This is a genomic window from Anaerosporobacter mobilis DSM 15930, from assembly GCF_900142955.1.
In the GTDB taxonomy this organism is placed as follows: Bacteria; Bacillota; Clostridia; order Lachnospirales; family Lachnospiraceae; genus Anaerosporobacter; species Anaerosporobacter mobilis.
The window spans coordinates 50,642-73,959 of record NZ_FRCP01000025.1; the positions used below are offsets into that span (position 1 = coordinate 50,642).

At 32.9% G+C, this 23,318-nt stretch carries 21 protein-coding genes, 2 pseudogenes and 1 riboswitch; of the genes and pseudogenes, 5 read left to right on the top strand and 18 right to left on the bottom strand.

Annotation, left to right across the window (positions count from 1 at the left end):
- Positions 1-160: 160 nt before the first annotated feature.
- A riboswitch (cobalamin riboswitch) is annotated at positions 161-356 on the bottom strand.
- A 145-nt stretch (positions 357-501) separates the two neighbouring features.
- Together BUB90_RS20920 and BUB90_RS24500 are read right to left on the bottom strand one after the other, a co-directional pair.
- Positions 502-1,524 (bottom strand): hypothetical protein, encoded by a 1,023-nt coding sequence (locus BUB90_RS20920; protein WP_073291146.1) that lies wholly within the window; start codon positions 1,522-1,524, stop codon positions 502-504.
- A gap of 13 nt (positions 1,525-1,537) precedes the next feature.
- Positions 1,538-1,726: pseudogene (locus BUB90_RS24500) on the bottom strand (S26 family signal peptidase); the annotation flags it as partial.
- Between the two features lie 272 nt (positions 1,727-1,998).
- Here BUB90_RS24500 and BUB90_RS20930 point away from each other — a divergent pair.
- Positions 1,999-2,988 carry a penicillin-binding transpeptidase domain-containing protein gene (locus BUB90_RS20930; RefSeq protein WP_084139414.1) on the top strand — a complete coding sequence of 330 codons (990 nt, stop codon included), beginning with the start codon at positions 1,999-2,001 and terminating at the stop codon, positions 2,986-2,988.
- Between the two features lie 176 nt (positions 2,989-3,164).
- On the opposite strand, the gene recA is transcribed toward BUB90_RS20930, so the two are convergent.
- From recA to BUB90_RS20965, 7 genes are all read right to left on the bottom strand, one after another.
- Positions 3,165-4,244: a recombinase RecA gene (recA, locus tag BUB90_RS20935; protein WP_073291152.1), complete on the bottom strand. Its 1,080-nt coding sequence runs from the start codon at positions 4,242-4,244 to the stop codon at positions 3,165-3,167.
- A gap of 270 nt (positions 4,245-4,514) precedes the next feature.
- Positions 4,515-4,808 (bottom strand): hypothetical protein, encoded by a 294-nt coding sequence (locus BUB90_RS20940; protein ID WP_139241831.1) that lies wholly within the window; start codon positions 4,806-4,808, stop codon positions 4,515-4,517.
- Positions 4,775-5,041 (bottom strand): methyltransferase domain-containing protein, encoded by a 267-nt coding sequence (locus BUB90_RS20945; protein WP_073291156.1) that lies wholly within the window; start codon positions 5,039-5,041, stop codon positions 4,775-4,777. Before BUB90_RS20945 ends, BUB90_RS20940 begins: the two co-directional genes overlap by 34 nt.
- Before the next feature lie 174 nt (positions 5,042-5,215).
- Positions 5,216-5,845, bottom strand: coding sequence for a sugar O-acetyltransferase (locus BUB90_RS20950; protein WP_073291158.1), 630 nt, complete (start codon positions 5,843-5,845; stop codon positions 5,216-5,218).
- 3 nt (positions 5,846-5,848) lie between these two features.
- Complete coding sequence (locus BUB90_RS20955; protein WP_073291160.1) at positions 5,849-6,481, bottom strand: sugar O-acetyltransferase; 633 nt, start codon at positions 6,479-6,481, stop codon at positions 5,849-5,851.
- Between the two features lie 16 nt (positions 6,482-6,497).
- Positions 6,498-7,322 carry a histidinol-phosphatase HisJ family protein gene (locus BUB90_RS20960; protein ID WP_073291162.1) on the bottom strand — a complete coding sequence of 275 codons (825 nt, stop codon included), beginning with the start codon at positions 7,320-7,322 and terminating at the stop codon, positions 6,498-6,500.
- 161 nt (positions 7,323-7,483) lie between these two features.
- Positions 7,484-7,990, bottom strand: coding sequence for an MATE family efflux transporter (locus BUB90_RS20965; RefSeq protein ID WP_073291163.1), 507 nt, complete (start codon positions 7,988-7,990; stop codon positions 7,484-7,486).
- Between the two features lie 69 nt (positions 7,991-8,059).
- Here BUB90_RS20965 and BUB90_RS20970 point away from each other — a divergent pair, with 69 nt between their 5' ends.
- Positions 8,060-8,950: an AraC family transcriptional regulator gene (locus tag BUB90_RS20970; protein WP_073291164.1), complete on the top strand. Its 891-nt coding sequence runs from the start codon at positions 8,060-8,062 to the stop codon at positions 8,948-8,950.
- A 93-nt stretch (positions 8,951-9,043) separates the two neighbouring features.
- On the opposite strand, the gene BUB90_RS20975 is transcribed toward BUB90_RS20970, so the two are convergent.
- Both BUB90_RS20975 and BUB90_RS20980 read right to left on the bottom strand, forming a co-directional pair.
- The gene (locus BUB90_RS20975; RefSeq protein ID WP_073291166.1) at positions 9,044-9,619 is read right to left on the bottom strand and encodes a DUF6323 family protein; all 576 of its coding nucleotides are present in this window, start codon (positions 9,617-9,619) and stop codon (positions 9,044-9,046) included.
- A 510-nt stretch (positions 9,620-10,129) separates the two neighbouring features.
- Entirely contained in the window at positions 10,130-11,476 is a 1,347-nt protein-coding gene (locus BUB90_RS20980) for an amino acid permease (protein WP_073291168.1), read from the bottom strand.
- Positions 11,477-11,817: 341 nt separating this feature from the next.
- Between BUB90_RS20980 and BUB90_RS20985 the strand changes: the two genes are divergently transcribed.
- A complete protein-coding gene (locus tag BUB90_RS20985) occupies positions 11,818-12,402 on the top strand; it encodes a helix-turn-helix transcriptional regulator (RefSeq protein ID WP_073291170.1) in 585 nt (194 codons plus the stop codon).
- Between the two features lie 206 nt (positions 12,403-12,608).
- Here the strand turns inward: BUB90_RS20985 and BUB90_RS20990 are convergent, their stop codons facing one another.
- From BUB90_RS20990 to BUB90_RS24505, 3 genes are all read right to left on the bottom strand, one after another.
- Positions 12,609-12,998, bottom strand: a complete 390-nt coding sequence (locus tag BUB90_RS20990) for a (deoxy)nucleoside triphosphate pyrophosphohydrolase (protein WP_073291172.1) — start codon at positions 12,996-12,998, stop codon at positions 12,609-12,611.
- Between the two features lie 62 nt (positions 12,999-13,060).
- Positions 13,061-15,988 (bottom strand): DUF3427 domain-containing protein, encoded by a 2,928-nt coding sequence (locus BUB90_RS20995; RefSeq protein ID WP_073291174.1) that lies wholly within the window; start codon positions 15,986-15,988, stop codon positions 13,061-13,063.
- A gap of 236 nt (positions 15,989-16,224) precedes the next feature.
- Positions 16,225-16,368 carry a helix-turn-helix domain-containing protein gene (locus BUB90_RS24505; protein ID WP_139241832.1) on the bottom strand — a complete coding sequence of 48 codons (144 nt, stop codon included), beginning with the start codon at positions 16,366-16,368 and terminating at the stop codon, positions 16,225-16,227.
- Positions 16,369-17,219: 851 nt separating this feature from the next.
- On the opposite strand from BUB90_RS24505, the gene BUB90_RS24175 reads away from it, so the two are divergent.
- Both BUB90_RS24175 and BUB90_RS24510 read left to right on the top strand, forming a co-directional pair.
- Positions 17,220-17,426, top strand: coding sequence for an IS110 family transposase (locus BUB90_RS24175; protein ID WP_073291176.1), 207 nt, complete (start codon positions 17,220-17,222; stop codon positions 17,424-17,426).
- A gap of 13 nt (positions 17,427-17,439) precedes the next feature.
- Positions 17,440-17,646, top strand: a pseudogene (locus BUB90_RS24510) (IS110 family transposase); the annotation flags it as partial.
- A 404-nt stretch (positions 17,647-18,050) separates the two neighbouring features.
- Here the strand turns inward: BUB90_RS24510 and BUB90_RS21010 are convergent.
- The 4 genes from BUB90_RS21010 to BUB90_RS21025 are packed head-to-tail and all read right to left on the bottom strand — an operon-like array spanning position 18,051 to position 22,891.
- Complete coding sequence (locus tag BUB90_RS21010; RefSeq protein WP_073291180.1) at positions 18,051-19,067, bottom strand: hypothetical protein; 1,017 nt, start codon at positions 19,065-19,067, stop codon at positions 18,051-18,053.
- On the bottom strand, positions 19,051-19,665 hold the full coding sequence (locus BUB90_RS21015; protein WP_073291182.1) for a hypothetical protein: 615 nt from the start codon (positions 19,663-19,665) through the stop codon (positions 19,051-19,053). Before BUB90_RS21015 ends, BUB90_RS21010 begins: the two co-directional genes overlap by 17 nt.
- Entirely contained in the window at positions 19,665-21,608 is a 1,944-nt protein-coding gene (locus BUB90_RS21020; protein ID WP_073291184.1) for an AAA family ATPase, read from the bottom strand. The genes BUB90_RS21015 and BUB90_RS21020 overlap by 1 nt, the downstream gene beginning before the upstream one ends.
- Complete coding sequence (locus tag BUB90_RS21025; RefSeq protein WP_084139416.1) at positions 21,605-22,891, bottom strand: TRM11 family methyltransferase; 1,287 nt, start codon at positions 22,889-22,891, stop codon at positions 21,605-21,607. The genes BUB90_RS21020 and BUB90_RS21025 overlap by 4 nt, the downstream gene beginning before the upstream one ends.
- Positions 22,892-23,318: the final 427 nt, after the last annotated feature.

Consider the following 23,318-nt stretch of genomic DNA (forward strand, 5'->3'; position numbering starts at 1 on the left):
CTGGCCCTCCTTGCTAGACATTAAATTATAAAACAAAAAAGGAGCTACCTCCTATGGCAACTCCTTCAACAGTTTTTTAACATACCAAAAATAATCTATGATACTCATAGACTTTTCATGTTAATTTCCCTAAGGATTCTTCGCCATTGTAATCCGCAATGCTTAGAAACTAATAAAAGCTGGTCTTCTGGCTCAGGTCTTCAATAAGGTTTTCTCTCTTATAGCGCATATTCCGTCTTCCCAGTTTCCCAGTGACATCTTAGAATACACTCAACCAACACAGCAGCGGTACTGCACAGAATTCTCATCTGTTTCCCAATGAAATCATTTCTGATACTTTTACTGTAATCACAATATTCTCTTTTAATCTTCACAAGTTTATCATTATGACTATATTTTGTCAAATATAATTAAATTTATTCTTGTATAGCAAATTGGCTTTCATACCTAAGCACACTACCATCTGCAATATAGCAAAGCTATTCATCTTTCACGTATTCCTCAATCATTTCGCCCCGACAAACTAACTATTAAATTCATATCTTCTCTTCCTTTTATATAGAAAATGGGTCTCCACTCCACTTGTGTAGTCTTATTAAAATGTAGCGAAGAACATGTTGTTTGTTTACGCGATTCTTCTGTATATTTTCCAGCAATGAATACAGCTGTTGGTCCATCTGCACCACCTATAATCGCAACACAACTTGCAGATTTTTCTTCTCCCTTTTCTCTCTCAAATTGTAATTTTCTTGGCTGATCACTCTTGGTGCAATCTTGTATTCGAAAATCCTCATATGTTAATTCTGGTTTTATGCCATACGAAAGTTCATGATAATACATAGGAAATTCTAAGTCTCGTTGTTGTGTAATATTAAATCCTTTCATCTCATCAGGTTTACAACCATATACAGTTAAGTTAACTATTTGTCCCGTCACTGGATGAATTAATTCCAATGCCTTCTCACCACACCCCTCCTCTGTTATAAAGTGCTCCCCAGAATACGGTGTTTTATTGATTTGAAACATAAGTTCTAAAGCATCAATTTTCACTGGCCTCTGGTTAATCCAACGATATACTCTTCTATCAAACAACCAACCACTCTTTTGATCACATTCGTAGTACTCCATTAATTCTTTAGCTTCCTCAGAAATTTGCTCTTCCTCAATCTTCAGCGGATGCCAGCCTATTCTACAGGCACTATCAAACAATAATCTTTCTCCACCTATAATCACGGTCATGTTATAATTCAAATTAAAAGGATTTTCTTGGTCCATTTGTTCAAACTCTTCATCACTTAACTCCGTTACTCTCTTTTCTAGATTCCAATTCTCTAAAAACTCTCGAATCTTATCTATAGGTAGGTTTATACATACGTCAATTACAATTCCCTTATCACCGATATATATTGCAGGTAATAACCCATGAGTATCTTCCCATGTGAATTTCTTCTTTAAATGAACTTCTTCTAATGCTTTTTCACTCTTATTATGACGTCCAAAATTACCACTGAAATATACCTTCATAATTTACCTCCTACTAATCTAATGGCATTGTACTAGTTGCAACGGAAGTTCTTGTAAATAATGAACTTAAAGATATCCATCGACATAATACTTTTCCAACAATCTGTGAACGCTTAATTGTACCACAGTCCTTGTAACGACTGTCATAAGAGATATCGAGCGAATCACCAATAACAGAATATTCGTCTTCGTTTAATATAAGTGGATACGCCTGATCACCAGCATTTGTTGTTTTTTTGCACCATTGTGCTTCACCTCCTAATCATTAGTACCCAAATACCGCGAAAGGTTAAAAATTTGGTTTATCTTAGAAATTTTTATGATATAATTAACTTTTAAGATACAAATGAAATTATAATTAATTTGGTAACAATGAAAAAGCATTATGGATAATTATAACAAATATAAAATTAAAGTTAAAGATAAGGAATTACCGCCAACGTATTTCCTATTCAAATCAAGGAGAAGAAATAAATGAAAAAGATAATTTTCTATATATTTGCTATTATACTGAATATTGGTTTAGTTGATTGTGCTCAAGAAAAAATACAAAATAATAACATGAATAGCGAAGTTGTTAAAGAAGAAAATATAAATTCCATCAAAGAAGATGCAGAAATAAAAGAAGTAGAAGCAAAAGAAACTAAAACAAAAGAAGCTGAAAATAAAGAAACAGAAACAGTAGAAATAACATCGCAAGTTAATAATGAATCTATCGAAGACGAAATTGTTGATTTTTCCGATTGCTTTGAAAATATAGACGGCTGCGCAGTCTTATACTCACCAGCTAAAAACCAATATACCTATTATAATAAAGACATGTGCCAAAAGCAGGTTTCCCCTTATTCAACCTTTAAAATTGTATCCACATTAATTGGCTTAAATAACGGCATAATACATTCAAAGGATTCTACTATCGGATACGACGAAACAACATATCCTATAGACGCATGGAATGCAGATTTGACATTAGAAGAGGCATTTAAGTCATCTTGTATATGGTATTTTAGAAAAGTTATTGACCAAGTCGGATATGACCAAGTTCAAAACGAATTAAATTCCTTACAATATGGTAATCGTGACATATCAGAATGGGAAGGTAGTGATTGCAACCCTTTACCTGAGCTTAATGGTTTTTGGCTCGATTCCTCTTTAAAGATATCACCGAAAGAACAAGTGGATGTTCTAAATAGTATCTTTAATAATAAAACCCAGTATTCACTTGATAACATCGCAACTCTTAAAGATATCATGCAGACGGAAACCCATAAGGATTATAGCTTATACGGCAAAACTGGTACTGGTGCGTCATCTAAAACTGCGTGGTTTGCTGGTTTTTTTGAGACAAATGACTCCACTTACTATTTTGCAGTATTACTAGATGATGATAGCAAAGAGAATCTTTCTGGTTCCGATGCAAAAGAAATTACCGAAAAGATTATTGAGAAGTTTTATATTGAATAAACCTATGGTATTAGTAATTAAGAATATACATTATCTTGATACGGGCGAAGCGAGGATATTACCGAAAAGAAAACACGGGAAATCTATTAGGAATGACGCGGTTCCTATCCTAAGTAGATTACGCCGAGTTAAAATAATATTCAAAGTAGATAACCTACCCGTTATGTAGTGGTTTCTTACTGCTCCAATTCCTCCATTACATCTTCCGGTATATCCTCATAATTTTCTTCTGCAACCTGCCCCCTAATAACATCATCTCCATCTAGCTGTAACTGATAATGTTCTCTTACCTTTTTTTCTACTTCAAGCATAAAATCCGGTTGCTCTGACAAATATACCTTGGTACTTTCTCTCCCTTGTGCTAGTTTGACGCCATCATAAGAATACCAAGAGCCACTTTTATTAATAATATTGATGTCTGCGGCCAAATCAAGAATATCTCCCTCTCTAGATATTCCACTACCATACATAATATCGAATTCTGCCTCCTTAAATGGTGGCGCAATTTTATTCTTCACTACCTTTACACGCGTTCTATTACCTACACGTTCACCACCAACTTTGATCTGGTCAATTCTTCTAACATCTAGACGCACAGAAGAATAAAATTTTAATGCCCGACCTCCTGTTGTAACTTCTGGATTTCCAAACATAATACCAATCTTCTCGCGAAGCTGGTTAATAAAGATGACGATACACCTTGACTTACTTACAATTGGTGTCAACTTTCTAAGTGCCTGTGACATCAACCTTGCTTGTAAGCCAATATGAGAATCGCCCATATCTCCATCAATTTCAGCCTTTGGTACCAAGGCTGCTACCGAATCAATTACTAAGATATCTATGGCACCCGAGCGTACCATCATCTCTGCAATTTCCAAAGCCTGCTCTCCCGTATCCGGTTGCGAAATATATAGCTCATCAATATTCACCCCTATGTTCTTTGCATACTTAGGATCTAGGGCATGTTCTGCATCAATAAATGCCGCTATACTGCCTCTTTTTTGAAGTTCTGCTACCATATGTAGAGAAACTGTTGTCTTACCACTAGATTCCGGCCCAAAGATCTCCACTACTCTTCCCCTTGGTAATCCCCCTAGTCCAAGTGCAATATCAAGACTTAATGATCCCGTAGGAACTACTTCTACACTTCCAATCGCATTGGGATCTCCCAAACGCATCACAGCACCTTTACCAAAATCTTTTTCTATCTTAGAGATTGCTGCTTCTAATGCTCTTTTCTTATTCTCATCCATTTGTTCGACCTTCTATTCTTTTATTTTATGAAACAAAAAAGGATGGCTACATTCAGTAAATTTGAATGAAACAATCCTTCTTATTCAGTAAATTACTTATGTGAGCCGTCGTTCTTATATTGGATATCTTAACATTAATAAATTTTTTATGTAAGAAAAATCTTAAAGCATGGAATGAAGTTTGGTAAATTTGTCGTAGAAGTAGTACCGCTATTTTAGTCAAAATAACAATAGCAAAAGTTCCGCAGAGACAACATAGTATAAAGTTACTTATTGTTTCTTTCCCACAATAATCACATGATTACTTGCCCCCAGTATAGATTCTTCCCTGCAAACACTATAATGATATTCACTCCATATTTTAAATTGCTCCTCATTCCAATTATCCACTTTATCAGAGAATAATGGGGTTAGTCCATCCTGTGAAAAATGATCTATAATCTCAATTCCTTGCGTCTTATATATCCGTTCCATTTCATCTTTTGTGGAGTAATAGGTATCTGTCCAAAAACATTTCTCATCATCTTGTCTCAATACACCAGTTTGAATAATTTGCTGTGCCAATTCTGCATCAAGATACTTATCATATCCGTGGCAGTCACATCATATCCTTGATCGGCAAGATAAAATGCATATGCTCCCGTTCCTGCTGCACAATCCAGTATCTTTGAATGATTCCTAAATAATTCGTCAAAAATCCTTGTAGTAGTAATAAACTCTATTTTTCTTGCATTATTCGTTGTAAGTCTATCCTCTTCCTTATAGTTTTCGTAGCTTTCCACAACATAATTCTTCATTCAGGCTCTTCCTTTAGTTTAAAAATGGTATAAAAAACGCTCTCCTTCCTTGAATAGTTCAAGAACGAGAGCGTAAGCTTACTATCTCTTTTCAATGCCATTTAATATTTTTATAAGTGTAAGTTATAATTTTCCAAACTTCAAGCTATATTATATTTCAGTTACCATCTTATACTACTTTACTTCTCGAAGCTTTGCTTCTTCCTCCAGATCCTTTACATCAATTCTCCGATCCTTGAAATAAAACTCCATATCATGTTCATTGATCTCCCTGATTACCCTACATGGATTTCCCACTGCAATTGAATTTGCCGGAATATCGTGAACTACAACACTACCAGCTCCAATTACAGAATCCTCACCTATTGTAACTCCGGGACAAATAGTGGTGCCTGCACCAATCCAACAGTTATCCTCAATCGTTACAGGTGCGGTATACATATATTCTCTCATCTGTGGATTGATTGGATGTCCAACGGTTGCAATTGTCACTGCCGGTCCAAACATAACTTTCTTCCCAATCGTAATCTGCCCATCATCAATAAAATTGCAATTCACATTAACATAAGATCCCTCACCAATTGAGATATGTTTTCCGTAGCAAAAGTAAAACGGTGGCTCAATCCAACATCCTTTTCCTTGATCGAGCATCTCTGAAATGAGTTTTGCACGATATTCTACTTCATCCGGAGCAGTATCATTAAATGCTTTCATCATCTTTTTCCCATGCAAACGTTCTTCCGGTAACCCTTCACACATATCTGTATATAATTTTCCATTTGTAATTCTTTCGTGCATTGTCATATCCTAATCCCTCTCTTCCCTATCCATTACATCTTGCCAAGCTTCATCGTCAAATTCTTTGTCCCTAAAATATAGTCTTCTATCCTCTTCCGTTATCTCGCGGATTACCCTACATGGATTTCCTGCAGCAATTACCCAGTCTGGAATATCCTTTGTCACCACACTTCCAGCTCCAATCACAGTATTACTTCCAATTCGCACTCCCGGGCAGATGATTGAATTACCACCAATCCAAACGTTATCTCCAATAGTCACGCTGATACCATACTCATATCCACTGTTTCTTGTATCAGGATGTGTTGGGTGTCCCGCTGTATATATTGCCACGTTCGGTGCAAGCTGACAGTTATCACCGATTGTTACCTTGGCTACATCCAAAATTGTGCAGTTATAATTTGCGAAAAAATTCTTTCCCACTTCAATATGAGTTCCATAGTCACAGTAAAAAGGAGGGTTGATAAAAGCTCCATCTGATTTCCCAAGCAATTCCTTTACAATCTTTCCAATTACATCAAAATCTGAACGATCCACAGTATTCAATTTTTGTGTCAGTACTCTTGCTTTTTTCTGTTCTTCAAAGACCTCATTGTCACTAATGTAAGGAAGTCCTAAATCTCTTCTTTCAATATTTGTCATTTCATTTACCACCCTTCTAGATTTTATGAAAAATTGGTTTCATATTTTCGAATGTACAAATTGCTTCAAATCCAATTTCTTTAACTTCTTGTAACACCTCTTCAAAATGACTTACTAGCTGTCCTGGTTTATGGCTATCCGAACCGATGGTTAAAATCTCCCCACCCAACTCTCGATATAATTTTAAGATATCTCTCGAAGGTGTTAAATCTTTTAATCCATAACGGAATGAGGACGTATTAATTTCAATACCCTTTCCATCAGCGATAACCACTCTTAATATCTCCTCTACTTTATCCCTTACTAACTCAAACGGATAGTTTCCTTGCAGATCATAACGCGAAATTAAATCGGGATGTCCTAACACACTATAATTCTTATACCTTTTTACCGCCACAAGAAGCTCTTCATAGTAACGTTCATTATACTCTTTTTGAGTTTTTCCCTTCTGAAAATTCTGATTCCAAAATTCTTTATTCTCTACTTGATGGCATGACAAAATGATGAAATCCCAGGGATATCGTTTATAGAGTTCCTCAAACTCCGGAATTGTGCGGCTCTGTACACCAAACTCCAAACCTTGTTTGATACATATCTGATTTTGAAAACGTTCCTTTAATTGTGCTATTTCTCTCACATATGAAGAATAGTTAACATTCAATATTTTATCTGCCAATTCTTCTTCCGTCTTTCCTTCCGGATCAATCTTTATACCGTAGTCGACATGATCTGTAATACAGATTTCCTTTACTCCAAGTTCTATTGCATCTATAATAACGTTTTCCATCGGATACTCACTGTCATCGCTGTAATAAGTATGCACATGATAATCATAAAACATAATATCTCACTCCTTCGTCAAATTCTTTACCCAATTGTGTTCTTTGTAATGATGATAAACTGCCGGCAATTTAATTAACTCATCTAAGTTTAGCAAAAAGTACACCATCAGTACTGGGAGTATTAATACTAAAGCCGCGATTGGCCCAAGTGGTACTATCATCACTCACAGGCAAGTACAGGTGTTGTATAATGCAAAAAATCTTTCCAAAGTTCTTTCTCTCGATGCATCAAATAGTTAATGCGAATTCGTACCACATCTTGCTTCTGATTTTCTAGTAGCACCAGCAATAATTCCACGATTCTTGCAATCACAGTTGCAATTGCTGCTCCGCTAATTTCCAACTTTGGCATGCCAAACAACCCAAATATGAGCACTGTATTTAAGATAAGATTTATCACCACAGTTGTAGAACCATAGATTGTACTTCGGAATGTCCTTCCACTATTCTTCATAATACACAGATAAATCTGTGATATTCCCATACATAGGTACGAAACACTTACAATGCGCAGATACGGTATACCAAGTTTAATTAATTCTGTATCATTTGTAAAAATTCGCATCAGTAATCCTGGGAAAAACAAAGCCGATATAATAAATTCTGATGTACTATCTGCCTCAGTTGTATTATAATTATAGTATTTTGAATTAGATGATAATATCAATATTATCGCACTTTATTGTAACAATCGTGTTTTATCAAAGGATTTGCCATTAGAAAGGATATAGAAAATATGATTTGTACTGATGTGATGCAAGATGCTTCTGAAATAATTCATTATGACGAAACAGGGATACCAATCTATATTCGAAAAGGTTGTTTATCCTCCTATCCGGATATGCGTGCACTCTGCCATTGGCACGAAGACATTGAATGGATCTACATTATAGAGGGTGAAATGAATTACGAAATTAATGGTAAGAAGGTTTTACTTAAGAAAAATGACTGTATTATAGTCAACTCCACACAAATGCACTTTGGATATGCAAACAAGAAACAAGATTGCCTTTTCATTTGCATTCTGTTTCACCCCTCCCTTCTTCACTTTAATGCCCACCTTTATGAAAGATATGTAAAACCTTTTATCGAGTGTTCAGCCTTAGAATATATTCATTATGCTTCTGCATCTTTAGAAGGAAAAACCATTTCCAAACATTTGTTAGACATATTTTCACTAAAAGAACAGGCTTTACCAGCATATGAATTCGAAGTATTGGAACACTTTATTGCAATTTGGAAAATTGTCTATATCCAGTTTCAATCTCAAATTAATCAGAAAAATGAGACCTCGGACACTGATATCGTCATTCAAAAGAGAATGGTTTCCCATATATATCAGCATTATGGAGAACCCCTTACACTTGAGGATATCGCTTCATCTGTCCATGTAAGTAAAAGTAAATGCTGTATTATCTTCAGAAAATACTTACAGCAGTCACCTATTGACTTTTTAAATGCCTATCGTTTGGAAGTTGCATGCAATCTGTTAAAGAGCACGGATTATACCATTACACAAATTGCAACGGCCTGTGGCTTTAATCATCTAAGCTATTTTTCAAAGATTTTTTATCGAAAATACAATTGTACACCAAGAACATTTAGGATTAATAATACGATGCCTTAGACTGCAAAAACCGCCCAGATAATGGGCGGCCTTTGCACTGTATATGGTATATTACATCTATTAGGGGTGAACTTATGACGCCAACTAGAACTTTTAATACATATCCTCTAATTTCTGTCGATAAACTTCATATTGCCATCTGGTTTCTTCACTCCATTTTTCGTACTCATTTTCTACATCTCTTAGCGTATACTCATCACGCAATCTATGTTGCATCTGACATTGGTATCCCGCACGTACAGCCCTTGTAAAACGTTCCAGACAGGTCTCTTTCAGGTAATCTAAATCACCAAAACAGATATCATCAAACTGCTTTCTCATAAAATCTATCAATTCACTATCAGTTAATTCATCTTGAGACTCGTTCTTATACAAGTAAAAGATCTCTTGCAATTGACTTAATGTATCCATGTAATTATCTTGATTAATATAATCGGAATTGCAAAAGGCATTAATTATATCTGGCAAAATTCCCTCGCCAAACTCTACCCTTTGGCTTTCTCTAAGAACATTCTTTTTACGTATCATCAGTTGATCAACTTCTTCTTTTGTTAGTGCAAGCCCATATTTACGAGTCTTATCATTGCAAGAAATAATTTTTGTGATTTCCTTCTTCTGCTGCTCAGCCAACATAAATTCAAATATTTGATCCACGTAATTTTCCTCCATATACACATTCTCCAGGGAACTATGACTTACTTCATTCTTAGTTTTGCCAATAATTCTGTCAGTTCATAATTAAAACGCACAACTTTATCGATTATGAATTATAATATTACAGAATTCCTCTTTCCATTTCAAGACTGTTAATTTTATGGAAGATTTGATATAATAAAAGTAGATAAAGAGGCTGTTAATTATGAACTCTTTATCTACTTTTATTTTATTGCAAAATAGCCTTTGATAATTCAATTCTTACTATTAGGAGAATTTATTTTTCTTTTATGCAATTATTCCTGTAAACATATCTTCTTCCCCTTTAATCTTTATGCAACAGCCCTTCTCCTGTAACTCAAGAGCCTTTGCAATCTTAATCATAAACAATACCGCTCAAACAGGAAATAGAACGTTTCCAACCGTTTTATTGGTGTAAACGTTCTATTTTTGCTTAACTTAATAACTTTGACTACAAAGGAATCATATCAACTACAAGGCCCCTTTAATTTATCTACTACATATTTATCTTTTCTGATTTTTCAATCTTTGATAAACATAAAACGGAATTCCAGAAAACATAAGTAGGAATACCCACATAGCTACATCAGCACCTGTCGCATAGATTATATAGATTGAATAAACGAAAGCAACCAGTGATAATCCGTGCTTTTTCACAAATTTCATAAAAGTATAGGATTCATTACTTTTAGCTGTCAAAATTATTTCTGCTGCTGTTGTGAACGCATATGCAGGGATGAATGACAGGGTTGCAAGCGTAACCATAAAGTTAAACGCTTCCGTCAAACTTTGTACATAATTTAAGATAAGAAGTAGATTCGTAAAAATCCCTGTAATAATAAGTGATGAATATGGCGTTGCATATTTTTTATGCACTTTTGCAAAAAAGTCTGGAAAAAGTCCATCCTCACCTGCAGCAAAGGATAGTCTGGCAGTGATCAGTACCCAACCAGAAATTGTTCCTAGTACAGAGATAATAATCCCTAGTGAAATGAAGCTACCACCCCATGTAGCACCAGTAATATGATTAATGATACCCACAAGCGGTGCTTGCGACTGCGCCAGTTCTTCCTGTGGCAGACCTCCCATAGATAATACCGAAATAATTAAATATATTAACACGGCAGAGATTGTTCCAATCACCGTACTTCTCTTTATATTAACCTCAGGATTTTTAATTTCCCCTCCTGAAACAGACGCACCTTCTAATCCTACAAAGGACCACAATGTTACAGAGATCGCCGCTGGCAATGAGCCAAATCCTTGAACCTCTGGAGATGAATAGGTATAAAGATACTCCCCGTTAAACCCATAAAAAGCAATCATTACAAAGCCAATAATTACACCCAGTTTTAATACGGTACTAACCATACTAAAATATCCTGCCTGTTTTACGCCTCTAATATTAATCCAAGTAAATAGCCATAATATCGCCGATGCAATTACAAATGATAGTAAGCTATCCTCTCCAATTCTCGGAAAGAATACCGTAAGATATCGTAAAACAGCAGTTATAATAGCCGCATTTCCAATCCATGAACCTATCCAAAAGGTCCAAGCTACCAAATACGCAGTAAATTTTCCAAAAGCTTTTTCTGTATATACAATGGGTCCCCCTGTTTCAGGAAAAAGAGTCCCTAGCCTTGCAAAAGAAAGCGCAAGTAACACAGAACCACCACCTGTGATTACCCAGGCTAAAATAGTTGTCATGGGATTAGATACCTGTGCCAAACTTTGAGCTGAAGTAAAAATACCTGAGCCAATCATATTACCAACAATAATGGCTATCGCCGCTCCCAGTCCAAGTTCCCGTTTGAGCTTAGTATCCTTTGTAGTTTCATTGTTTGTCATAAAACACCTCTTCTCATCAACTTCTGTAGTTGTTTATAATAATAGCAACTATAATATATAACATTTGATTTTAAAAAGAGCAAGTAGTTTTTATGGCTTTTTTGAACCTCTTATTAGTATTCTAAAGGTCTTTATTTCTTTTCCAGGTAATGCATGGTAGAATACAATTGTTCTCACAAAAGAATTCAAAAACCTTATAATAGTACAATTCCCTGGTGTCAAATACTTTTTACATGCTCAGTTTCGGTAATGTCAAAGCCATTTGATAGCAGTAATTCCATAAATGTTATATCCTAGGTTCAGATCAAGAGAGCAACAAATTAAGAAGGAGACATTCTACATTGGAACTAAATACTCAAATAAAGAAATACCGCACTAATATGAATTTAACTCAAGAAGAATTAGCTGAAAAAGTTTACGTAACTAGACAGACTATTTCAAATTGGGAGAATAACAAAAGCTATCCAGATATTCATAGTCTTTTATTACTCAGTTCATTGTTTGACATATCTCTTGATCAATTAATTAAAGGAGATATAGACATTATGAAAGAAGAAATTAAAGAAGCAGAACTCCAAAAATTCAATCGTTATGGTAATATTTTTACCGCACTACTGTTGATAACCATTATCTCATGCGTACCACTTGCAATGTTTTTGAATTATTATGGTCTGTTAATTACAGGCATCCTATTCATTGTAACTATGTTCTTTGCTAATAAAGTTGAGAAATGTAAAAAAGAATATGATGTTCAGACTTATAAGGAAATTGTGGCTTTCACAGAAGGAAAACGCTTGGATGAAATCGAAAAACATCAGGAATATGGTAAACGGCCATATCAATCATTTGTGTTGATGTTAGGAAGTGCTTTGATAACTCTGATTGTTTGTATGGTATTGTATTTGGTGCTTAGTCTTGTATTATGATGGATTTTGATTATGGAAAGATAATGTAAACTTAATAATATGGCCATCTGCGTATCACAAAAAAGTAAACCTTTTTGTTTCATTTCCAGAATTATTTAGAACTTCAACCCGTAAGAAATATTTTTTCTAAGTAAAATAAGGTGGAGAACTTTAAAATTAAGTCTCCACCTTATAAGACACACTTGCTTGATAAAATCTAATAACCACTATCCAATCGCTTCTCTAATTTTATCAACCAAGCTTACATCTGCTGGTAACCAATCTACAGAATATAGAGTATCTTTTGTTAACCATTTTGCTGCTTTATGTTCGTTAAGTACCAAGTCGCCTGATTTGATTGTACAAAGATAACAGTGCATTATTAAATGAAATTTTGGATAATCATATTCCACAGTTTCTAGCAAATCACCTACTTCAATAACTGTATCCAGTTCTTCTCTAATCTCACGAACTAATGCCTGCCTAGGTGTCTCTCCATCTTCTATCTTGCCTCCCGGGAACTCCCAGCCGTCTTTAAATTCTCCATATCCTCGTTGGGTTGCCAATACCTTATCATCATCTCGTATTATTGCTGCAACAACTTCAATAGTTTTCATCATCTGCCACCTCGTATTAATTTCAAACGATTATATATATCACTACTTATAATTATAATTAATTATTGTGTAAAATAATCATAGATATCGTTTCTTACTTCATGCTCTAGTTCCATTTTAAAATTCATAATTGGTAACGTGTTACCTTTATCATTTACAATGGTAGTTTCTGTCCATTCAATCGGGCTCATTTTCCCCATATAATAAAAATCGGAACCTTCTCCATCACTCTTCTTAATAAACAGGTAAATCTTAAGACCATTCTGCTTACTATAGATCAATTCCCTAGCCTCAGTATTTTTTTCAGAAACCTTACTTCTAGTCATCCAGCTGAAGATACGATTATTAATAAATTGATCCTCGTATTTCGTACTACTAGCAATATCCTCTTTCTTTTCATACGTAACGAATATAGGGCATGTATTATATTTAATTCGATATCCATATATAGTAGAACTGTCGTCCTTTTCCCAATTCAATATTCTACACACATCTTTTCTTGAATACTTCTGATACAAAACCAAATTGTCTTCATCGTGGTCCATATATTGATCCTCGTACTTTCTAAGACTATACTCAATAAGATTATCTAGTTCCGTTTTGAAATTCATTTGACTTAATTTGCTATAGAAGGTAACTGCACGTATTATTCGGGTTTGCTTATTATTTTCTATACCTTGTCTATCCAAGAATTCAATGTTTTGATACTTGTTTTTTTCAGACTGCGTATTAATAAAATCCTTATTAAGAACAAGTAATGCAGATTCGTAATCTTCCTCCTTATATGTTCCTCCAATACTCTCTAATTCCCTATTGAAAGAATCTCTATTAATCTCTAAACCATTCGTAAGCATCCTTAACATCAATAATTCATGAGGACGCTTCCCACTTAGTAACAACGATGACACAAATTCAAGTATTGCTTCTTCATCAGAATTAAAAGATATTGTGTACTCTTTATCCACCATTCTCACAAAGCGGTCATAAGTCTTAGCATAATTAATAAATAGCATTGGATCAATTTCACCAAATTCATAAAAATCTAATATTGATGGTACACGTCCTATGCGATTCTTTAGAATCATATATTTATCTAGTAATAATTTCTTCGTCGTGGTTACATTATCTATTGACTGAAATATTCTCTTCTTCGATATCTCATCAAAATGTATCGTAGAGCTTCCTGGTATGGTACACGCCCCTTCCATAACATATCTTCGTATCGTATCTTTATTATAAGTACGATCGCCTGACAATGCTATTGGAATCATAAAATTATTCATATAATTACCGATAAAATCTAATATAACAACATACTCTTTATTCTCTGCTTTACGTAATCCACGTCCTAACTGTTGAACAAACACAGTTGGACTCTCTGTTGGTCTAAGCATAATAACCTGATTAATCTCCGGTATATCGACTCCTTCATTAAAGATATCAACAGTAAATATATAGTCTAGCTGATCTTCTTTATCATCGTTAGTCAGTCGATCAATACACTCTTCTCTTCGCTCCTGCGAATCATCTCCGCATAAGAAATCGGTACGATAACCATGTATGTTAAACTTATTCGAGAGTTCTCTCGCTTCCTCTTTCCTACTGCAAAACACTAATCCTTTTACTCGTTCACCACAATATCCGTAGTAGTTCATCTTTTCAATAATATAGTTTACTCGTTCCTCACAAATCAAATTAGTAAAATTCCGTACCCCTGTAGAATCATCTAATACTTCTCCATCTATCTCTAAATCGGTAACGCCGAAATAATGAAATGGGCATAATAGATTTTCTTCTAATGCCTGCTGCAAACGTATTTCATACGCAATATTATGATCAAACAATTCATATATATCAAAACCATCAGTACGATCTGGACTAGCTGTCATACCAAGCCAAAAATTAGGTGTAAAATATTCCATGATTCTCTTATAACTCTCAGATCCTGCTCTATGTACTTCGTCAATAATAATAGTATCAAATTTGTCTCTTGAAAACCGGTCTAACGTTTCCTGTTTTGCCATCATCTGCATTGTCGAGAATAGAAATTCTGCTTCATAATCCTTTGAAGTTCCTGAAAGTAAACCGAATGTCTTTCCATTGCCAAATACATTTCTATAACTTTTAATGGCCTGCTTTGCAATCTGTTCTCTATGTACAAGAAACAAAGCTTTTTTAGGATTTTTATCACGAAGTGCAAATGCAGATGCATAAGTTTTTCCAGTACCTGTAGCTGATATCAGAAGCGCTCTATCCTTATCTTCTGTGTATAACTTACGTAAGTTTGCGATAAATGCAACCTGCATCTTATTGGGTTGTAATTTATATTGTTCAAGAGATGTAATCTCTGCCTGCTTCGCAATTGCTTTTTGTTTCCTTATTTCTTCATAGTTTATCTTATATCCTTCTATAAACTCTTCAAAATCCCTTGCTGATCTCGAATTCCATAACTCATTAAATTCCTCTAAGATCCGCTTTGCATATTCCCCTTGCTCAGTAGAAATAATCTTCGTATTCCATTCTTTATTCTTAGTTAATGCTCCCATAGTCATATTAGAACTACCCACAATAATACGGTATACTTCCTCTTCTTTAAAGATATAACCTTTTGTATGAAACCCTTCACCAGCTTCTCTCGAATCATACATTTTTAATTCTATATTCGAAAGGCTCGCTAATTTCTCAAGTGCTTTTGGTTCTGTGAAATTCAGATAGTCTGTTGTTAAGATTTTACCGGGTATCCCCTTCTCTTCCAATACTCTTAAAGTCTGCAAAAGTGGTGTGAGTCCACTCATTGTTATAAATGCAACACTAATAAAGAACGTATCACAACGTAATAACTCGTTCTCTATAGTCGATAGTACTTTTCTTCCCTCTTTATAGTTATTTGAGACAAACTGAGGTTTGTATGCTAGATTTGAATTTGCTTCAAGATTAATGCATGCTGTTTCAAATCCTTGTTTCATCTGTTCGATATGATTATTATGCATAATGTAATCTCCTTGTATATAACAATGGTTTACTATTGGTAATGTTATTTTTAACCATTTTAGATTGATAACTTATGCTCTATTATAGCTTACATGACAAAATATTACTATATTTATTGTATTTACTGTATATGGTTATCTGCGCATTACTTCCATGTTCACAGAAGTTTAATTATTAAATGCAAACTGGTAGGTAATTAAAAGCTACCTACCAGCAAAACTCTAGACATACAATCTCAAGGGCCAAGCCTCAAATTTTTGACTATTGTCATTAGTTTTTTTATGTCTAGTGAATATAAAAAGTACTTTATGACGGTGTTGCGAGATATGCCTAAAGCCTTTGCAACTGCTCTTTGTGACATATATTTCTTTGTAGTCATTTCTCTAATTTGTTAATAAATATCCACGTCAATGATCACCCTTTCGTCCTCTTGTACTGATCTTAATTTAGTATACAGAGTATTTGTTGAAAGTGGATCACTTTTTGACTAGCACAATGTAGTGAACTGGCTCACTTCTATATTAGCATTCACACTCTAAATTGATATAAAATAATTTGAAGGTTATTTTTATAGAAAAATAAGGATAAATAAATCACCACAAAAACAAGTATTGCGTGAATTGATGCAGGAGTATTTGAAAAATAATGATATTAGCATCAAATTGGTATAGATGTTAATGCTATTATGAAAAATATATCTTAATCATTAGCTTCATAAGATAACTAAAAATAAGGCGGTACCTCCATCTGATAATAGCCTATTAAAGATGCTATATCTAGCAACTATGAATATCACCAAAAAAGGACAGGACATTGACAAGATTATGGTCAAATACATTCCTAACTAGAAATTTATTTCGAGGAATGTCTTCACTAATTCAAGTTTATAACTGACCTGTTGCCCTTACTATTAATATTACCATTAACAAAAAAATAGCCCTAACATCAGTAATAGGGCGGGTTTCAAAAGAAACCCACCCCAACTGTTTGTACAGTATAAGAGTAAGATCATAGTCTCATTTGCTATGATACTTACTCTTATTTTTGTTATAATAAGTAGACCTTAATGGTTGGCGTCCCCAACACTGGATTTTTACATCCGTTTGTCAAAGAGTCAGCCATCTACTTATTATAAATATTCGATTAAGCAGGTTGAAAACATTAAATGTCTTTCGTGTCACGAGCAAATATGAATAGTAATAAGATTAGATGGGAAAGGAAGGTATACACATGATTAGTGTAGGTATTGATATTTCAAAAGACAAAAGCACTGTATGTATTTTAGCACCATATGGAAACTTTATTAAAAAACCATTTATTATCGAACACACCAAAGAATCAATTAATGAGCTAGCACTATTTATTAACTCATTGTGTGAAGAAACTAAAGTAGTAATGGAATCAACAGGAATCTATCATCTTCCAGTATTAAAGTAGTCATAATCTTTTTGTTTCACTTATTAATCCTTTAGTAATGAATAAATATGCTAATACAAATATTAGACCAGGTAAGACAGATAATAAAGATGCTATTACAATTGCAAACTATGGTATTGATTACTGGTATAAACTACAGTATTATGTTGAAAAGGACACTCGTTATGAACAGTTAAATTACTTTCTCGGCAATATAATCAATATATTAACATGCGCGTAAAGTGTAAATTGGCTCTATTGAATTTATTAGAGCAGGCAATGCCACAAATCACAACCTTATATATTATGCAAAAGTACGTGATGCATATCTAGTTTAATATAAAGTTTAGGCATACTTTTTTTAAGGGAGCTTTTGGCTTTTTTAATAGCATGCCTAAATTTATAGAAACTTTTATAAAATAATTTAAAATAAGGGCTTGACAATCCTTAGCAGGTTTGACAAAGAGCCACAATTATTATATCAATTTTTTCTATTTACACATAATTTGAAACTGTATTGATACAATGGATGCGGACTGGTTACCATATTCGTATCACTATCATAAATTATTATTAGTCAATGTACTTAAGCAGTTCATCTACATAAGTACATTGACTATTTTTCTCCCTATGCATTAAAATTATTTATACTATAGATTTCAAATCTAACATATCATCGCAAATAGTCCCTTTATAATGATTTCTAAACTGTTCGCTACATAATTCTCCTCCTGAAACCCCCAGATACTCATCTAAATATGCCTTTGCATCTTCAAGAATTTCATTTTTTGTCTTTGAGTGTGCATAAAACATGTACAAAAACGCACTATGTAAATCATAATTATCCTTATTCAGATGAATACAATAACGACTTAATTGCATATATCCATCCTTAAATCTTTTAGGTGAGTATGCCTTCTTTTTACCATCTTCAAAATATCCTTGTTTAATAAAAAATTTCACCTCTATTATAGCAACTCTGTTATTAGAATCAATTACACCAATATCAACAGACTCCTCATCTTTTGTTTTTGATGTGCATAGTTCAGTAACAATATGTAATTTTGTCTTCTGTTCTAAAAATGAAATCAAATGATTACGTAATTGCTGCTCTGATACATTATTATTAATTTTTCCTGACACAATATATTCACATTTACTATATTTACGTTGAAGATGGAACTCCTCAAATACCCATTCCAACTGATCTATATCTTTTCTATCTTTCTCTAATTCAATTAACATTTGTTTATCAGCAAAAATATTTTTAAAGTTATGATCAAATTTTCCTTTATGCAATAATACTAATGCATTTCTAGTTCTAGCAAATACAAAACTATCATTTCTTTGCGAAATATCTATAGCATGATTGATAATTTGCTCATCTTGCAACGAGGAGCCAGCTACGCTCTCAATTATACTATCTGATACTGTCCCACTATTTTCTAGTACAAATAATCTTAAATCATACGATTTATACCTTTGATTTATTGTCTGAACCACATCGCTAAATAATTCTTTAATTTTGCTCAATTCCACCAACTCAAGTAAAAATATCTTTTGCGGGCACCTAATATATAAATCGGTCAATATACTATACTCCGCCTGATTTTCACTTATAAAACTAACAGAATTAAGAAAATCTTCATTCGTTTGTAACATTGCCTTCTCCTAATTTATAATAATTTTTTAATACAAAATCCATCCAGTATGTTAAAATATCATAATTATCCACATTATCATTATCCAGTTTCTTCTTGAATTGATTCAGTAGTTTTGTTAATACGCTTGACGATGATTTTAATTTATCAATTCCTCTATCACTTGCCTCGCGGAAGGTCGGTTCAGAGAAAAAAATAGTAAATACAAATTGATCATCGTATGATTTTAATAAATTAACAAATGGTTTAATTTGCCTATATAACTCATAAAACTCACCTGTTTCTCCTCCATTACCTCCTAACATTTTTTCAACATTATTTGTTAATGCTTCATTTAATATTATACTATTTTCAAATACATCTATAAATTCTAGCAAACACAAATCATCCAAAACTTGTTCAAAGTATGGAATTTTAATGTCACTTTTATCGATTGAAATTACAATCTCCTCATCTTTTTTCGTGAAAAAATTTTCTGACAAATAATATAGATATAAATATCTTTTAAATGTATTCATATTAATTTTTTCTGCATAAAGGGACATCACATACAAAAATAGGAGTATACGTTCCTTAAGCTTTTCTTTCATATAATCCATTAATTAAAACCTCCTAAATAGTCATTAAAATTAATTTTAATATCTAAAGCCAGACTGGATACTTGTGTTAAATCTACCACATTTATATCTTCACTGCTGTATTTTTCATATAACTTAGCAATCAGATTACTTTTGCGCGCATTAGCAGTTAATATAAGTCTATTCCCCATTTCGATATATTCTTCGAAAGTTTTTACTGCATTAGTTTCGTGGAACATATCAAGTGTACTATCAGGTGTTTCACACATAAAAAAAGATTTATTATGAAATGTTGTCAAAACTGAAAATCTAAATGCTAAATCAGTAAAAATTCTTTGTGACTCTGATAGCATATAACTTTCATTTCTTTCTTTTCCATCAAGTTCAAACTTGATCATCAAATCCTCTGACGAATTCTCTTTGTCTTTAAACGGTAAACTCAATTTTACTGAATGACGTTCTCCAAAAAACGATTTAGAATACTTTGAAAATGCCAAAGAAAACTCTTTAAAATTCTGAACAAAACTGCTTTCAATTTTACTTCGCATTTCTTCCTCATCAGCTTTGGATTGATTAAGAACGCTCAATGCAATCTCTTTTTCTTGACGAGCCTTATCTAATCTTCTCGTATCACTATCTTCTAATGAATTCTTGTCTACATTTAATTCAACTTCAAGTTCATTCTTTCTTGCATATTTTCTACCTAATTCATTTTTTTGTGTTGTTACAATTTTTTTTATTTCCGACAATTGTTTTTTTAGTATATCCATTTCTTTAGTTTTATTATTCAACTCATTTTGTTGGTTCTTTCTCTGTATATCTACACTAACTAAATCAATTGATTTTTTCACTTCCAGATTTTCTTCACATAAAATGCAGTCCTCAAGTTTCATGTTGAATTTATGTGTTTTCCCACATAATGGGCATTCATCTTCCATCATTTTTTTTGAAAATCTTTTATAATATATATTATACTCATTTGGAAATAAATTATTATACCATGTCTCATCTAGTTTTTTTATTGTTTCATGTACTTTTTCAATTTCCTGCATAAGGAATAGTTGTCTATTATTTTTCTGCTTATAATCTGCTTTTGATATTAAAATATCCTTATCTAAATTTTCTATATCTCGCTCAATGGAGTTTAATTCAATTCGTATTTTTCTTTCATCTAACTCTTTTAAACTTTTATCAGATTCCTTTTTTTCATTTTCAAAAAAAGTTTTCATATAATTTAATGTTTCACTCTTCTTTTTATAGGCACTCTCATATGCTTTTGTATCCAATTTTTTTTCACAATACTCTTCATAGTATTCTTCATCTACAATATATTTACCTATTATTGTCTCCTGAAGATCTGCATTCCAAAATGTGTATTTTCTTCCTTCATCGAAAAACATGACATCAAGTAACATACTAATTAGTGTATTAACACCACCTGGAAGGTGTGTTGAATCTTTAATAGAATTTTGATATGAGTAAATTAAATATTCACGTAATTCGGAATTACTATTATCACCCATTTCTCTGGTCCTAGTAAATTTTGTTTCATATGTTCTATATGAAATAATTTTTCCTTCCAGTTTTTTTTCATTTACAGTAACGGCCAATAGCTTTCCATCCTGTAATGAATGTTGTACAATGTATGAATCCTCATTTATTGTGAACTCCGAGATAACTTTTGCTTCATTAACGTTTTTAGTACTTCTTTCGCTAAAAAATCCCTCTCCATAAATTGGTCTATTATCTTTTCTTTGTTCTTTTCTTGTTTTAGTTTTTATCCCACCTCTATACGGACCTATAATTGAAAATAAAATTATCATTAGTAATGTACTTTTACCCGTACCATTAGTACCAAATACAATATTTAATTTTGAACTAAAATCAATAACAAATGGGCACTTATACAATGAATAATCAATAATTGTTATTTTCTTTATATCTGGTAAATAGAATTTATTCATTGATCTATTCCTTTCTCAATTACAATTACACCTTCTAACAATTTGTCCACTTCATTTTTTTGCTGTGGACTTGTTTTTAAGTATCTGGCTTTTCTAATTTCAATTACTTTAAATCCTTCATTTTCAGCTATGGATGCACATATTTCCAATGTGTTAATCATAACTCCATAGTATGCTGAATTAGATACATTAAAATATATCTTTCCACCCGTTCTGATTTTTTTATATAAAACACTGAAAATGCTTTTCATATCGACAAAGTATAATCTAACCATATCTATTATTGAATCATTCCACATTGTTTGCTCTCTAGTTGCCCGCTCCAATTCTCTAAGCGTTTCATGTAATAATTGATTGTCTATACTAGCTGTATCTTTCCATTTGATTTGGACATGAGAACGTAATGTTTTTTCTCTAAGTTTTCTCACTTCTTCATTAGTATGTGTCAATTCTAATGTTTTTAATTCAAGCATGTATGTATCCGTATAATCCCTAGAATTTAAATAAGGTGGCGATGTAATAACCAAATCTATTGAATTATCAGTAACCGTCTTCTGAATACCCACTCTTGAATCTTCATGATATAAATATTTTTTATTGTGTACAAGCGCCATAATTTTATTATTTCTAATGTCCACCAGTAATTCTTCGTTTACTTTCTTATCAAACTTATCAAAAACCTCTGCTTCAGTTATATTTCTATCTTTCCAGTTCTTTTTGTAAGATAAACATTTTCCATTTCTATATAAATTACTAACATCTAATAGAATTGCCGCTAATGCTACGGTAAATAATTCCATGTATTTATCATCATCTATTAATTTTATCGCTAAGTGAATTTTTTCGATAGCTATTGCTACTGAAGCATTGTAATTCCATTTTTTCAATCCCTCTTTTTGATATAGTGTTTTAAATGTTGTTTTAACCTCCGCTATGTTACTATTAGTTCGCTCTTGTTTAATAAATTCAAAATAATGTTGAATTTTATCAATTGCATAATCATTTTCAAGCTTAACCTTAGCAATTAAATACATCAATGGATTCACCTCAAACGAAAAACATTTAATTCCCATTGTCTGTAATTCAAGTGCTGTTGTTCCACTCCCGGAAAACGGTTCTAAACAAACCTGAGGTTTTTCATCTAATTCTTCAATTATTGATTGAATGAATTCCTTTGAATACCCCTCCACAAAAGGATACCATCTGTGAAACGGTTCGGACTTATTTTTATTAAATTGCATTATTCGCCCATAGGCTTCAAGATAGTCTTGATATTGATACATATTCTTCATTCCTTTGTGTTTATTATAGTTCTTTTAATTATAACAAATTTTTATTGCACTTGCCACAATTATTTGATATAATAGCTTCCTTCTAAATTGTTAAAGTGAATTGTCCGTTTTACTGTTCCAGCGCCTATTTTTAGTACATTGTGGGATTTACTTAGAATTGAAAACGAAACAATGTCTTCAACCAACACCTTTCCTTTATATTTATTTACATCTTCTATCATCAAATATTTATTTTGCTCCAACTGCTACATTGAATTTTATCCCAATATCTTCCACTTCACTAAGTCTTACGTACGTTCTTAAGATGTTCACTCAGTTCCTCGCTGACGCTTTCTTATATGTCCTGCTTCTTCTCAGTTATTAATTCCCTTCCTCATCGGCTCTATCATCTATTCTCCTATCTGTTGTTTTTCTCTAT